Here is a 14,606-nt window from a genome sequence, read left to right as displayed (position 1 = left end):
GTTCAATCGGGCGATGCCCTGGTGACATCGGGAGGGTCGGGAAAACGCACATGCAGGGCGCGGGCGGCCAGCAGGTGGGCGCGCATCACGCTCTCGGCCCACTCGGCGCTGCCGGCGGAGATGGCCTCGAGGATCTCGCGGTGATGACGCATGCTGCGGCGCAGGTTGGCGAGATCGTAGTTGCCGAAGTTGCGCCGGATCACCGAGGTGCGCACCACACTGTCGAGCACCGCGGCCAGGCGCTGGTTGTCGCTGGCCGCAATCAGCTCGCGATGGAAGTCGTGGTTGAGGAAGGCGATCTCGTTGCGCACCTCGGGTTCGCGTTCGATGCGCTCGACCAGCGCTTCCATGCGGTCGGCCAGCGCCTCCAGCTGCGCCAGGCGCGCCAGGTCCATGCGCTCGCTGGCCAGCCCCACGGCCATCGGCTCGAGTACCAGGCGCAGCTCGAACACCTCCCGCGCATCCTTCTCCGTCCAGGCCACGACCCGCGCGCCGTGGTGCGGGATCGCCTCGAGCCAGCCCTCCGAGACCAGCTCGCGCAGCGCCTCGCGCACCGGGGTGCGGCTCACGCCCAGCTCACGGGCGATGCTCGCCTCGCGCACGTACTCGTGGGCTCGGTAGTGGCCGTCGAGAATCCGCTCCTTGATCACGTTATGGACCTCGGCGGTGGCGGTCCGCGCCATGCGCGGCCCTTCGACGATTGCGGGTTGCGTCATCTTTGCCTCACACATTGCATGCAATAGTGACTATAGGCGCAGTGGTTGTGCGGCATTAACTCGACATTGGTCGAAGATTGCATGCAATGTGCGGTTGGTTCGGGCACGAACGCGCCCTCGGGGCTCGGCGGGCCGCCACCGAACGCAACGCGGCGGCTTGCCAGGGCAAGCCGCCGCGTCTCGTTCGGCAGGGGCGGAGGTCAGGCCGCCTTCAAGCTCGCCATGTCGATCACGAAGCGGTAGCGCACGTCGCCTTTCTGCATGCGTTCAAAGGCCTCGTTGATGTCGTGGATGTCGAGCATCTCGATATCGCAGCGGATGTCGTGCTCGGCACAGAAGTCGAGCAGCTCCTGGGTCTCGGCGACACCGCCGATCAGCGAGCCGGCAAGCACGCGGCGCTTGAACACCAGGTTGAAGGCGTTGATGGCGGGCTCGATGGGGTCGAGCAGGCCGACCAGGATGTGGGTGCCGTCGTACTTCAGCGCCGCCAGGTAGGGGTTGAGGTCGTGCTGCACCGGCACCGTGTCGAGCATGAAGTCGAAGGTCTCGGCCACCGCTTCCATCTGGGCGGGGTCGCTGGAGACGACCACGTGGTCGGCGCTGTGGCTCCTGGCCTCCTCGACCTTGGCCTCGGAGCGGGTGAACACGGTCACCTCCGCGCCCAGCGCCTTGGCCAGCTTGACGCCCATGTGGCCGAGACCGCCCATGCCGATCACTCCGACCTTGTGGCCGGCCTTCACGCCGTAGTGCTTGAGCGGCGAGTAGGTGGTGATGCCGGCGCACAGGATCGGCGCGGCGGAGGCGAGGTCGATGCCCTCGGGCATGCGCAGCACGAAGGGCTCGCTGACCACGATGTTGTCCGAATAGCCGCCCTGGGTGAAGCTGCCGTCCTGGCGATCGTCGCTGCCGTAGGTCATGGTGAAGCCCTCGAGGCAGAACTGCTCGACACCGTCGCGGCAGGGCCGGCAGTCGCGGCAGGAATCGACCATGCAGCCCACCCCGACCAGGTCGCCGGCCTTGAAGCGGGTGACCTGTTCGCCCACGGCGGTGACGCGGCCGACGATCTCGTGCCCCGGCACGACGGGGTAACGGCTCATGCCCCAGTCGTCGCGGGCGAAGTGCAGGTCGCTGTGGCAAACGCCGCAGTAGAGGATCTCGATGGCCACGTCGTCCGGGCGCGGCCGGCGGCGCTCGAACCGGTAGGGGGCCAGGGGCTGGTCGGGTGCGTGGGCGGCGTAGGCGCGAGTCTGGCTCATGGATAGCTCCTTTCGTTGAGTCAAGCCTCGTCGTTGAGGCCATGGCACCTTCAAGGGTCAGAGAGGAGCCGGCGCTAAAGGTTCCCTTGCGGGGCTCGAAAGCGGCAGCCGCGTGGCACGGCACCGTCGGCATGAGACGGTCCTGGTACCATGGGTATGAGACGTCCTGGTAGCGTTGTCGTAGGCATTTTTACGACACAGCCTGTCAGAGATTTCCTACAACGAAGCCTATCCCAGGTTAACTGCATTTTGCCGCTTGTCTGCCAAGCTGTAAGCAAGGGCAGGGAAGCTCCGCAAGGAAGCCGGGTCAGGACGACGCAAGACCCAGGGAGGTCCGGTCAGGAAGACCGGTAAGAGTGCAAGGAAGCAAGTGTTCGCCCGGCCGCAAGGCCGGGCTCTTTGCGTTTCAGTGCCACGCCGTGGTCCCCGGGTGGCGGTGCAGGCGCCCGGCGCTGGCTTGATGTTCGTCATTTCCCGCCTTCGACGGTTCTGTTTCGATGAAGGAAAAAATCGACCTGCATCGGCCCTCACGCTCGCGCCGGTCGCAGAGCGATGCGCGGAAAAGCCGCCCTCCGGGGGCTGAATCTTTGCTTTCGCTTCGTCGCGGCAGGCGTGAAGATGGAGAGTCGGCTGCCATGGGAACGAAGGGACGGTGCCGATGGAGCGGGGCGGATCGTTGACGTTAGCGTCGACCGGCCGATCGGTTATTTTAGATTTCTCTGCTATAACTGAGCGTATCCTTTCCAAGGGTGACGGGATGTCCAATTCAGAGTGGCGGGTCACGGCTCGTCGATTCGTTCTTGCCGGGTCTTTGGCGGGCCTGCCGTCGGCCGCCTGCGCCTCGGCGCAGGCGGGGGGCGTGCCCACGGCTGGCTGGGGCGTGATGGGGCTGGTCGTGGCGGCGCTACTGGCGCTGGCAGGCGTGGCCTACCGCCGCAGGCTGCTGCGCGAAGTCGAACGGCTGCGGGCCAGCCACGAGGAACTGACGACCATCCTCGACAGCGTCGACGCCTGCATCTACGTCAAGTCGAGCGACTTTCGCTACCAGTACGTCAACCGCAAGGGCAGCGAGATCGTCGGCCTGCCCGCCGCCGCGGTGCTGGGCAAGACCGACGCCGATCTGTTCGATTCCGTCACCGCGGCGGAACTGCGCTTCAACGACCGGCGGGTCCTGGAGCAGGGCGAGAAGGTCGTGGTGGAAGAGGGGTACGTGCAGGGCGAGGAGTCGTCCGTCTTCACCTTCCTCTCGATCAAGCTGCCGCTGCGCCGCGCCGACGGTTCGATTCGCGCCCTCTGCGGCATCTCCACCGACGTCAGCGAGTACCGCGACATCCAGGAGTGCAAGCACCGGCTGACCTTCTACGATTCGCTGACCGGGCTGCCCAACCGGCGCCTGCTGCTCGACCGCCTGGAGATGGTGGTCAAGGGGACGCGGCGCAGCGAGCGCTATGCGGCCCTGCTGTTCATCGACCTGGACGATTTCAAGGTCATCAACGAGACCCAGGGGCTGCAGCGCGGCGACCGCTTCCTGCGCCAGGTGGCCCACACGCTGGGAGAGGTGGTGCGCGAGAGCGACACCCTGGCGCGGCTGGGGGCCGACGAGTTCGTGCTGCTGATCCACGACCTCGGTCTCGACGTGGAGCAGGCGGCCCATGCCGCCGAGCGCGTGGCCGAGAAGCTGCTCGGCCAGATCACGAGTGCCCAGGTCGACGACGAGCAGGCGCTGACGCTGCCCATCTCGGCGAGCATCGGCATCACCCTGTTCGCCAACGGCCAGGCGAACGTCGACGATGCCATGCGCCAGGCGGACATCGCCTTGCAGCAGGCCAAGCTGGCGGGCGGCAACACCCTGCGCTTCTTCAATGCCGACATGCAGGCCGACGTGATGGAGCGGGTGCATCTCGAGGCCGACCTGCACCAGGCGCTGGCTCGCGATGAGCTGCGCCTGCACTATCAGGTCCAGGTCAACGACCGCGCGGAGGTGACTGGGGTCGAGGCGTTGTTGCGCTGGCAGCACCCGCGGCGCGGCCTGGTGCCGCCTGGCCAGTTCATCCCGCTGGCCGAGAAGAACCGCCTGATCCTGCCGATCGGCTACTGGGTACTGGAGACCGCCTGCCGCCAGCTGGCCGCCTGGGCCCGGCAGGGTGACAGGCAGGCGCTGACCATTTCGGTCAACGTCAGCTCGGTGCAGTTCCACCAGCCCGACTTCATCGCCCGCGTCCAGCATACCCTGGAGGAAACGGGCGCCAACCCCGCTCGCTTGATGCTCGAAGTCACCGAGAGCCTGCTGATGGAGGAGCCGGAGCGGGTGCGCAACATCATGCTGCGCCTGAGCAAGCTCGGCATCCGCTTCGCCCTGGACGATTTCGGTACCGGCTACTCGTCGCTGAACTACCTGAAGCGGCTCCCGCTGGATGCGCTCAAGATCGACAAGTCGTTCATCGATGGGGTGCTCGACGACCCGGTGGATGCCGCCATCGTCACCACCACCATCACCCTGGCCAACAGCCTCGGGCTCGAGGTCACCGCCGAGGGCGTCGAGACGGAGGCGCAGCACCGCTGGCTGCAGGAGCACGGCTGCATGGCCTTCCAGGGGTACCTGTTCGGCCGGCCGCTGGCCCTGGAGGAGCTGTCGTTGACCGAGCCGCTGCGCCCCATGTCCACCTGACACGACCCCCGCGCGTCGCGCTCGCTCCTTTTCCGGCCGCCGCTGGGGTAAGCTGTGGGTGTCGCGTCGCAGGAGAAGCCCGCTTCTTCGCCCCGTCTATCATCAATGGAGACCTTTCATGTCCTTACGACCCTTGCTTGCCGCCGCCGTGCTGCTGCTGCCGCTCACGGCCCTGGCCGAGTCGCCCAATATCGTGCCGGGCCAGTGGGAGTTCACCAGCACCACGACCGTCAAGGGCGACGTGCCGATTCCCGACCAGACCGACAGCCAGCAGGAGTGCATCGCCCAGGGGGACCTGGACGACGCCGATTTCCAGTTCCTCGAGGTGGAGGAGGGCTGTGAGCTGCTCGAGCACAATGTCTCTGAGGATGGGGTCGACTACAAGATGATCTGCCGCGCCGAGGGGGGCGAAGCCAACATCGACGGCCGCATGGAATTCCTCGGCGAGCGCGTCGAGGGCAACGTGAACATCGACACCGAATCGTCGATGGGCCAGATGCTGCTGGAAACCAGCATCGAGGGCGAACGCCTCGGTGATTGCTGAAGCGGCGCTGCCGCCCGACGCATGAAGGCCACCCCAGGGTGGCCTTCATGCGTGTCGGGCTCAGTGACGCTCGGCAGGCGCCCGGGACATTTCGCGTTCCAGGCGCTGCTTCACCACGCCGGGCGAACCGGTGCGGCGAGCCAGCAGGTCGTAGGCCACCGGCACCACGAACAGGGTGAAGAAGGTGGCGGCCGCCACGCCCGCCATGATCACCGTGCCGATCACCATGCGCGCCTCGGCGCCCGCGCCGCTGGAGACGATCAGCGGGATGGCGCCGGCCATGGTGGTCACCGCCGTCATCAGGATCGGCCGCAGGCGCGTCACCGAGGCCTCGAGCAACGCATCGCGGAAGGCAAACCCCTGGTCGCGCAGCTGGTTGGCGAACTCCACGATCAGGATGCCGTTCTTGGCCGCCAGCCCGATCAGCATCACCAGGCCCACCTGGCTGTAGATGTTGAGCGACTGGCCGGTGAGCAGCAGGCCAAGCAGGGCGCCGCTCATCGCCAGCGGCACGGTGAGCATGATCACGAAGGGGTGGACGAAGCTCTCGAACTGCGCCGCCAGCACCAGGAACACCACCAGCGCACCCAGTACCAGCAGGAAGGTGGTGGCGCCGCTGGCCTCGCGGTAGTCCCGCGAGGGGCCGGCCACGCTGGTCTGGGCCTCGGCGGGCAGGATCTCGGCGGCCGTCTGCTCGAGGTACTCCAGCGCCTCGCCCAGCGGGTAGCCGTCCACCAGGTTGGCCTCGATGGTGATGGCGCGGATCCGGTTGAAGCGGTTGAGCGTGCTGGCGCCGGCGAAGTCGGTCAGCGTCACCAGGCTCGCCAGGGGGATCAGTTCGCCCGAACGGGCCGAGCGCACCTGGATGTTGTCCAGCGCGCGCGGGCTGTTCTGCCTGGCCCGGTCGCCCTCGACGATGACGTCGTACTCCTCGCCGTTGTCGACGTAACGGGTCACGTTGCGCCCGCCCAGCAGCACCTCCAGCGTGCGCCCGATTTCGGTCACCGTGACCCCGAGCGACGCCGCGCGCTCGTAGTCGATGTCCACGCGCAGCTGCGGCTGGGTCTCCCGGTAGTCGCTCTCCACGCCCGCCAGGCGCGGGTTGTGCTCGCGGATGTGCTCGAGCATCAGGTCGCGCCACTCGGCGAGCTGGTCGTAGGTACCGCCGCCGAGCACGAACTGCACGGGCTTCTGCACCCGCTGGCCGAAGCCCTGGCGCATGACCGGGCTGGCCTCCACGCCGGGCAGGTCGGCCAGGCGCTCGCGTACCTCGTCCATGATCTCCCAGGCGCTGCGGCGCGCGCCCCAGTCGGCCATGTTGATGATGGCGAAACCGCCGTTGAAGTTCTCGATGTTGCCGAAGCCCCGCGGGGCACGCACCACCACGCGCTCGATCTCGCCCGAATCGACCAGCGGCTGCAGGCGCAGCTCGATCTCGTCCATGTAGTCCATCATGTAGTCGAAGGTGGCGCCCTCGGGGCCGTTGACCAGGATGAAGAAGTTGCCGCGATCCTCGCGCGGGGTGTACTCGTTGGGCAGCTGCTCGGCCATCCACAGGGTGGCGGCGATCAGCGCGACGAACAGGGCCAGCACCGCCAGGCGCGCCTTGAACACCGCCTCGAGGAGCGTGCGGTAGAGGCGCTGCGACAGCTCCAGCAGCCACTGCACGCCGCGCGCGGCCAGGCTGTCGCCCATGCCGGGCTTGAGGATCTTCGAGGCCATCATCGGCGTGAGGGTAAGCGCCAGCAGGCTCGAGATGGCCACCGCCGCGGCCATGGTCAGGGCGAACTCGGAGAACAGCCGGCCCACGTTGCCCTGCAGGAAGCTGAGCGGCACGAACACCGCGATCAGCACCAGGGTGGTGGCGATGACGGCGAAGGCGATCTGGCGGGTGCCGCGGAAGGCCGCCACCAGCGGCGTCTCGCCATAGTCGTGCATGCGCCGGTTGATGTTCTCCAGCACCACGATGGCGTCGTCGACGATCAGCCCGATCGCCAGCACCAGCGCCAGCAGCGTGAGCAGGTTGATCGAGAAGCCCATTACCGCCAGCGCGCTGAACGAGCCGATCACGGCGATCGGCACCGTCACCGCCGGCACCAGGGTGGTGCGCACGTTGCCGAGGAACATGAAGATCACCACCACCACCAGCCCCATGGCGATGAACAGCGTCAGAACCACCTGCTTGATGGCGCCGGCGACGAACAGCGAGGCATCGAAGTTCAGGCTCAGCCGCATGCCCTCGGGCAGGCTGGCCTGCAGCCGCTCCATCTCCGCCTGCACGCCCTGGGAGAGCTCCAGCACGTTGGCGGTGGACTGCATCATCATGCCCAGGCCCACCATGGGCACCCCGTTGGCGCGAAAGATCGAGCGATCGTCCACCGAGCCGACCTCGACCCGGGCGACGTCGCCCAGGCGTATCAGGTAGCCGTCGCTGCCCTGGCCGATGGCCAGGCGCTGGAAGTCCTCGGCCACGGCGAAGCTGCGCGGCAGGCGCACGATGAACTGCCGCTCGCGGGATTCGATGGCGCCGGCGGGAAGCTCGACGTTCTCGGCGCGCAGCGCGCTCTCCACGTCGCTGACGGTGAGGTCGCGCGCCGCCAGGGCGTTGCGGTCGATCCACACCCGCATGGCGTAGTCGCGGCCCCCGCCCACCCGCACGCGGGCCACGCCGGGCTGCACGGAGAGCCGGTCGACGAGGTAGCGGTTGGCGTAGTCGGTCAGCTCCGACATGGAGTAGCCCTCGCCGGAGAGGCTCAGCCACAGCACGACCTCCTCGCTGGAATCGGTCTTCTGCACCTCGGGCGGGTCGGCGTCGTCGGGCAGGTTGCGCTGGGCGCCACTGATGCGATCTCGCACGTCGTTGGCCGCGGCGTCGATGTCCATGTCGAGGCTGAATTCGATGTCGATCCGCGACTGGCCGTCCTCGCTCGACGAGGTCACTACCTCGATCCCCTCGATGCCGGCGATGCGGTCCTCCAGCACCTGGGTGATGCGCGACTCGACCACGCTGGCCGCCGCGCCGGGGTAGCGCGTGTCGATGCTGACCACCGGCGGGTCGATGGCGGGATACTCCTGCAACGACAGGCGCTGCAGCGAGAGCAGCCCGAAGGCGACGATCAGCAGCGCCAGCACCGTCGCCAGCACCGGCCGCTGGACGGAAATGTCGGACAGACGCATCAGGCGTCTCCCTCGTCGCGATGCGCCTCGAGAATCTCGCGAATGGAACGCTCCTCGCCGGCGATGCCCAGCAGCCGCACGCGATCGCCCTCGCGGGCGCGCTGTACCCCGTGGGAGACCACCAGCTCGTCGGCCTCGAGCCCCTCGAGTATCTCGGCCTGGCCGGTGCGGCGCTCGCCGACGCGCACCTCGCGCCGCGCCACGCGATTCTCGTCGGCCTCGTCGATGACCAGCACGAACTGGCGGTCGCCGCTGGGAATCAGCGCCGACTCGGGCACCACCACGGCCTGCCGCGGGCTGCGCTGCAGCACGACCTCCATCAGCATGCCCGGGCGCAGGCGGAGCTCGGGGTTGTCGAGCTCGGCGCGCACCGTGATGCTGCGGCTCACCGGGTCGACCCGCGAGCCGACGCTGGCCACCTCGCCCTCGAACACCGCATCGGGAAAGGCCACGCTGCGTGCCGTGAGCGGCAGCCCCGGGGCGAGGATCGACAGGTAGATCTCCGGCACGCTGAAGTCGAGCTTCATCACGTCGAGCTTGTCCAGCGTGACCAGCTCGGTGCCGGGGGTGACCAGGCTGCCGAGGCTGATGTTGCGGAAGCCCACCACGCCGTCGAAGGGGGCGCGCAGGCGGTAGTTGCTCAGCCGCGCCTCGAGCGCCTGGATCTCCGCCTCCACCTGGCGCAGCCGCGCCTGGCTGTCCTCCACGTCGGCCCGCGGCGCCATGTTGCGGCTCTGCAGCTGGCTCAGGCGGTCCACCGAACTGCGCCGCTCGTCGCGCAGGGCCTGGGCGACGCGCAGCTGGGCGCGCTCCTCATCGTCCTCCAGCCGGATCAGCAGCTGGCCGGCCTCCACGGCTTCGCCGTCGCGAAAGTTCAGCTCGGCGACGATCTCGGTCACCGTGGCCGAGAGCGTCACGCTCTCGTCGGCGCGCAGGGTGCCGAGCGCCTCCAGCGGGTCTGACCAGGGCTGGAGGCCGGCGCGGGCGCCGATCACGGCGGTGCGCTCCTGGGCCGCCGCGGGCAGCGGGGCGGCCAGGGCGAGGCCGGCGGCCAGCCACGCCAAGCCGGCCAGCGAGGCCAGCCGCCGGGCCGGTGAAACGAGGAAAAGGCGCGATGTGTTCATGTGCTCTCTTGTCGTGGTTCGGCAGTCGGGGCGCATCCGTGGCCATTCCTGATACAGCCTACTCGCCCTGGCGGCCTTGAATGTGACAACAAATTCACAACGACGGTTCTACCTTGTGGGTTTGAATGTACAGCTAACGTACAAGATCGACGCTTTATGCGCCAGCGCGCATCTTTTTGCCGGTTTTCGCAAGATACTTCCAAGGGTCCTGCAAGATTCTCCAAGCGTAACCACTTTGTAACGACGATGCTGAGTCACGTGAGCGCTCGGAAACGCCGACGCTCCCGAAAGACACCGTGCAAGGTTACTGACGCAATCCGAAGGAGAGAAGTCATGAACAAGCTGATGCAAGGGATCGAGCGTTTCTGGAAGGAAGAGGAAGGCACCGAAGTGGTGGAGTGGGCTTTGGTAGGAGGGCTAATTGTGGCTGTTGGGGCGGCAATATTTGCATCCATTGGAGGCGAAGTAAAAACAGTTCTTGGATATTTGGAATCAGCATTAAAAGATGTGGATCCTCCAGCCACAACCACGCAGTAATGGTTCGTATGGCGCCGATAAGGAGGTTGGCGTCATCAAGTTTCTCTTGGTTAAGGGGATTAAAGTGGACGAAGAATTTAAGCTAATCTCTGCTGGAATTTTATTGGCGCTGGCTGCGTTAATCGATTTGCGTAGCCAGATCATCCCCAATCCTCTCATCATGGCCGGGGTTTCAGTGGGTATCCTATTGCAGCTTATCTTGGCAGGAACCGATGGTTTTATTGCCGGAATGTATGGCCTCCTTGTTGGGTTGGCGATTCTTTTGCCAAGCTACTTAATGGGTTTTACTGGCGCCGGTGATGCCAAGTTAATGGGGGCTGTCGGCACCTTTCTGGGTCCATTGGGCGTCTTGCAGGCGGGTCTCGCCAGCATTTTAGTCGGTGGGGTTATCGGTCTGCTGTTTGCCGCATCGGCAATGATTAATCGCAATACGCTATCCCCCTGGAGCCGCTATGGCCTGATGCTCAAGACGCTGGTGGTCACGGGAAGGCCGATCTATATCGCGCCTCAGGAGGGAGAGGTGATGGGCAAGAAGTTTCCCTTCGCGGTATCGATCGCGCTCGGCACGACGGGATGGATGATCTGGCAATGGCCGCTGGTCCAATAAGGAAGGTACGCCGGGAAGCCATAACAAACGACCAGCGGTCATTGCCAGGCCATCGAACGAATTACACAAAACGTAACGTAATGTGAGGCCCGCCATGCTTCAGCCAGCGCCAGGATTGCACCCCACCGATGCCGAGGGCATGGCCGCCCGGCGTGCGCCGCGCCCCGCCACGGTGGCCGAGACCGGGCTCTCGCTGCTCTACCTGGGCGACCTGCTGGTCAAGCAGCTCTTCGAGCTGGGCGTGCTCGACCTGCACCAGCTGGGCCGCGAGAGCGCCCTGGCCGGCAGCGTGGTGGAGGAGGTGTGCCGCTTCCTGCGCGAGGAGGGGCGAGTGGAGGTGCGCGGCCAGGGGGCGAGCGGGGCGCTGCGCTTCGGCCTCACCGACCGCGGCCGCGCCTCGGCGCTGGAGGCGCTCGCCCGCGACGGCTACAGCGGCAAGGCGCCGGTGACCCTGGAAGCCTACCGCGAGCGGGTGCGCGAGCAGGCCCTCGGCGAGGTGGGCATATGCCGCGAGGCGGTCATGGCGGCCTTCGCCGACACCGTGATCGACCCGGCGCTGCTCGACCAGCTCGGCCCCGGGCTGCACTCCGGGCGGGCCATGTTCATCCATGGCCACGCCGGTACCGGCAAGAGCTACATCGCCCGCCGCCTGGTGCGGCTGCTGGCGGGCGAGGTGCTGGTGCCCCACGCCATCCTGGTGGGCGGCAAGGCGCTGCGCTGCTTCGATCCCGCCGTGCACCACAGCCTGGAGGACCCGGCGGGGTCGTCGCCCGCCGCCCGGCTCTATCTCGAGCACGGCCACGACCCGCGCTACGTGCGCTGCCGCCGCCCCTGCGTGGTCACCGGCGGCGAGCTGACCATGGAGCGCCTGGAGATCCAGTACGACGCCGCCACCCATATCCACCAGGCGCCGGTCCAGCTGCTGGCCAACAACGGCATGCTGGTGATCGACGACCTGGGCCGCCAGCGCATGCCGCCCAGCGAGCTGTTCAACCGCTGGATCGTGCCGCTGGAGGAGCGCCGCGACTTCCTGGCGCTGGCCAACGGCTACCACTTCAGCGTGCCCTTCGACGTGGCGCTGGTGTTCTCCACCAACCTCGACCCGCTGACGCTGGCCGATGCCGCCTTCCTGCGCCGCATCGGCTACAAGATCCGCTTCGCGCCCCTCGGGCGCGAGGCCTACCGGGCCATCTGGCGGCAGCAGTGCGAGGCCCTGGGGCTGCCCTTCGAGCCGGTGCTGGTCGAGTTCGCCATCGACGAACTGCATGCCCGCCACGACGTGCCGCTGCTCGCCTGCCACCCGCGCGACATCCTGAGCCTGGCCCAGGACCAGCTCGACTACCAGGGCCGCCAGGCACCGGACCGCGAGGTCCTGCGCTGGGCCTGGCAGACCTACTTCGGCGAATTCTCGCAGGCCCCCGACGCGGGGCGTGACGGGGAAAGCGCCGCTCACCGGAGGGATGCACCATGAAACGCAAGGGGATCTTCGCCATGTTCGGGCTCTCGCTGGTCATGGCGCTGGGGGCCGCCACGCTGGCCATGAACTGGATGCAGGCGCAGGACGGGGACGGCGAGCGCGATGATGTCGCCCAGGTGGTGGTGGCGGCGCTGCAGGTGCCGTTCGGCACCAAGGTCGAGGCTTCCGACCTCAAGATGGTGAGCATGCCCAGGGACGTGGTACCGCCGAACAGCTTCTCGGACATCGACAGCGTGGTGGGCCGGGTCAGCAACCAGATGATCTACCCGGGCGAGGTGGTGCTGGAGGGGCGGGTCTCCGAGCACATGGGCGGCAGCGCCCTGGCCGCGCTGCTCGACCCCGGCAAGCGCGCCATGAGCGTGCGCGTCGACGACGTGGTCGGGGTGGCCGGCTTCCTGCTGCCGGGCAACCGGGTCGACGTGGTCTCCACCCGGCGCAACGGCAGCCGCGACAGCGTCGAGTCGAAGACGGTGCTGCGCAACCTCAAGGTGCTGGCGGTCGACCAGCTCGCCAGCCAGGAGCGCGATGGCCCGGTGATCGTGCGCGCCGTGACCCTGGAGGTGTCGACCCAGCAGGCCGAGACCCTGGTCAAGGCCACCCAGGAGGGCAAGGTGCAGCTCACCCTGCGCAACCCCCTGGAGCAGGAAGAGGACGACCTGATGACGGCGCAGCGCTCGACGCTGAACCTGCCGGAGCTGGAGCCGCGCGCCGAGCCGGCACCGCCGCCGCGCCGCGCCGCCCCGGTGCAGCGCCGGGTGGACGTGCTGCGCGGCACCCAGATGAGTTCGGTCAATGTACGCAACTAGCCGGCCCCCCTTGGCAGGGAAGGGCAGCACCTACGAGCAGGCTCCATCTGCAAGAGCCGGGGAGACAGCCATGATCATCAAGGACAAGTCCAGGGGACATCGCGGCGCCGTGAAGTGGCTGGCGCTGGCGCTGGGGGCGCTGCTGGCGGCGGGCTGGGGCATGCAGCTGCCGGCCCAGCAGGGCCAACTGGCCGACAACGCGCGCCGCGTCTCCATGCCGATCGAAGGGCGGGCGGTGTCGGTGGCCGTGGCGATCAACAAGGCCCAGGTGCTGGAGTTCCCGCGCCCGGTGCGGGTGGTCTCGGTGGGCAACCCCGAGATCGCCGACATCGTGGTGATGGGCTCGCGCCAGCTCTACGTGCTGGGCAAGTCCACCGGCACCACCAACGTGGTGCTGTGGGACCAGTCGGAGCGCGTCGAGGGGGCGCTCAACGTCACCGTCACCCACGACCTCGAGACCCTCAAGAGCAACCTCCACGAGCTGCTGCCCGGCGAGAGCGTGCAGGTGCGCTCCACCCAGGAAGGCATCGTGCTCAGCGGTGAGGTCTCCAGCGCCGAACGGCTCGAGACCGCGCTGCGCCTGGCCAATCGCTTCGCCGGCGGCGAGGAGGGCTCAGTGCTCAACCTGATGCAGGTGGGCGGCGCCCAGCAGGTGATGCTCGACGTCAAGGTGGCGGAGGTGTCGCGCTCGCTGGTCAAGCGCCTCGAGGCCAACTTCAACGTCTTCAACGTCGGCTCCTCGGCCTTCCGCGGCGGGGCGGTCAGCGGCGGAGCCACCTTCCCGGATGCCGTCTTCGAAGGCGCCGACGGGCTGGGGGGACGGATTCCGGTCTTCGGCGACGGCACGCCGATCGGCCCGGTGGTGTCGGAATTCTCCCCGGCCACCGCCACCATCGAGGACACCGGCATCTTCGCCAGCTACCAGCGCGGCGACTACCTGCTCAACCTGGTGCTGGACGCCGCCAGCCGCGAGGGGGTGGCCAAGATCCTCGCCGAGCCCAACCTCACCACCCTCACCGGCGAGCAGGCGCGCTTCCTGGCCGGCGGCGAGTTCCCCATTCCCGTGCCCCAGGGCGACGGCCAGGTGGCCATCGAGCACAAGGAGTTCGGCGTGGGGCTCGGCTTCCTGCCGGTGGTGCTGGACTCCGGCACGATCAACCTTCGCGTGGATGTCTCGGTTTCCGACCTGGTACCGGCCAACAGCCTGCAGGTGGGGGTGGGCAGCGGGGTGGGGGCGCAGTTCTTCGTGCCGGCGCTGAGCAAGCGCAGTGCCAGCTCCACCGTGGAGCTGACCACCGGCCAGACCATCGCCATCGCCGGCATGCTCAACGAGAGCCTGCGCGAGAATGTCTCCAAGCTGCCGGGCCTGGGCGAGCTGCCCATCCTCGGGGCGCTGTTTCGCAGCCAGGAGTACATCAAGGAGCAGACCGAGCTGGTGATCTTCGTCACCCCGCGCCTGGCCCGCTCCTTCGAGACCGCCGAGGTGCGCCTGCCGACCGGCTCCTTCGTGCCGCCCAGCGACCTGGAGTTCTACCTGCTGGGCAGCTTCCAGCACCTGGAAGGAGAAGGCGAGCCGCGTCCGCGTCCCTCCAGCTTCGACCTGGAGCTGATGTCGAGCCGCCCGGAGGGCGGTACCGAAGGGCGCTTCGGCCATGACCTCTGAACGTCCTACCACGTCGCGCCGGCACACGGCA

Annotated in this window: 11 protein-coding genes; 7 read left to right on the top strand and 4 right to left on the bottom strand. The window is 67.6% G+C overall.

Features of this window, described 5'->3' with window-relative positions:
- Positions 1 to 2: 2 nt before the first annotated feature.
- Together DIS04_RS04390 and DIS04_RS04385 are read right to left on the bottom strand one after the other, a co-directional pair.
- Positions 3 to 716: a GntR family transcriptional regulator gene (locus tag DIS04_RS04390; protein ID WP_245904478.1), complete on the bottom strand. Its 714-nt coding sequence runs from the start codon at positions 714 to 716 to the stop codon at positions 3 to 5.
- 200 nt (positions 717 to 916) lie between these two features.
- Positions 917 to 1,972: an NAD(P)-dependent alcohol dehydrogenase gene (locus DIS04_RS04385; protein WP_111412477.1), complete on the bottom strand. Its 1,056-nt coding sequence runs from the start codon at positions 1,970 to 1,972 to the stop codon at positions 917 to 919.
- An 859-nt stretch (positions 1,973 to 2,831) separates the two neighbouring features.
- Between DIS04_RS04385 and DIS04_RS04380 the strand changes: the two genes are divergently transcribed.
- Both DIS04_RS04380 and DIS04_RS04375 read left to right on the top strand, forming a co-directional pair.
- On the top strand, positions 2,832 to 4,640 hold the full coding sequence (locus DIS04_RS04380) for a putative bifunctional diguanylate cyclase/phosphodiesterase (RefSeq protein ID WP_245904477.1): 1,809 nt from the start codon (positions 2,832 to 2,834) through the stop codon (positions 4,638 to 4,640).
- Between the two features lie 118 nt (positions 4,641 to 4,758).
- Complete coding sequence (locus DIS04_RS04375; RefSeq protein ID WP_111412476.1) at positions 4,759 to 5,184, top strand: DUF3617 domain-containing protein; 426 nt, start codon at positions 4,759 to 4,761, stop codon at positions 5,182 to 5,184.
- A 60-nt stretch (positions 5,185 to 5,244) separates the two neighbouring features.
- On the opposite strand, the gene DIS04_RS04370 is transcribed toward DIS04_RS04375, so the two are convergent.
- A complete protein-coding gene (locus tag DIS04_RS04370) occupies positions 5,245 to 8,361 on the bottom strand; it encodes an efflux RND transporter permease subunit (RefSeq protein ID WP_111412475.1) in 3,117 nt (1,038 codons plus the stop codon).
- Positions 8,361 to 9,485: an efflux RND transporter periplasmic adaptor subunit gene (locus tag DIS04_RS04365; protein WP_111412474.1), complete on the bottom strand. Its 1,125-nt coding sequence runs from the start codon at positions 9,483 to 9,485 to the stop codon at positions 8,361 to 8,363. The genes DIS04_RS04370 and DIS04_RS04365 overlap by 1 nt, the downstream gene beginning before the upstream one ends.
- 333 nt (positions 9,486 to 9,818) lie before the next feature.
- On the opposite strand from DIS04_RS04365, the gene DIS04_RS04360 reads away from it, so the two are divergent.
- From DIS04_RS04360 to DIS04_RS04340, 5 genes are all read left to right on the top strand, one after another.
- The gene (locus tag DIS04_RS04360; RefSeq protein WP_111412473.1) at positions 9,819 to 10,022 is read left to right on the top strand and encodes a Flp family type IVb pilin; all 204 of its coding nucleotides are present in this window, start codon (positions 9,819 to 9,821) and stop codon (positions 10,020 to 10,022) included.
- The gene (locus tag DIS04_RS04355; protein WP_111412472.1) at positions 9,991 to 10,629 is read left to right on the top strand and encodes an A24 family peptidase; all 639 of its coding nucleotides are present in this window, start codon (positions 9,991 to 9,993) and stop codon (positions 10,627 to 10,629) included. Before DIS04_RS04360 ends, DIS04_RS04355 begins: the two co-directional genes overlap by 32 nt.
- 94 nt (positions 10,630 to 10,723) lie before the next feature.
- Entirely contained in the window at positions 10,724 to 12,100 is a 1,377-nt protein-coding gene (locus DIS04_RS04350; RefSeq protein WP_111412471.1) for an AAA family ATPase, read from the top strand.
- Positions 12,097 to 12,912 carry a Flp pilus assembly protein CpaB gene (gene cpaB, locus DIS04_RS04345; RefSeq protein ID WP_111412470.1) on the top strand — a complete coding sequence of 272 codons (816 nt, stop codon included), beginning with the start codon at positions 12,097 to 12,099 and terminating at the stop codon, positions 12,910 to 12,912. Before DIS04_RS04350 ends, cpaB begins: the two co-directional genes overlap by 4 nt.
- Before the next feature lie 70 nt (positions 12,913 to 12,982).
- Entirely contained in the window at positions 12,983 to 14,575 is a 1,593-nt protein-coding gene (locus DIS04_RS04340) for a type II and III secretion system protein family protein (protein ID WP_245904476.1), read from the top strand.
- The last annotated feature ends 31 nt before the right edge of the window (positions 14,576 to 14,606 follow it).

It is taken from the genome of Billgrantia lactosivorans (assembly GCF_003254665.1).
Taxonomy (GTDB): Bacteria; Pseudomonadota; Gammaproteobacteria; order Pseudomonadales; family Halomonadaceae; genus Halomonas; species Halomonas lactosivorans.
Note: the sequence above shows the minus strand (reverse complement) of the source record. Positions and strands in the feature narration are given on the sequence as shown.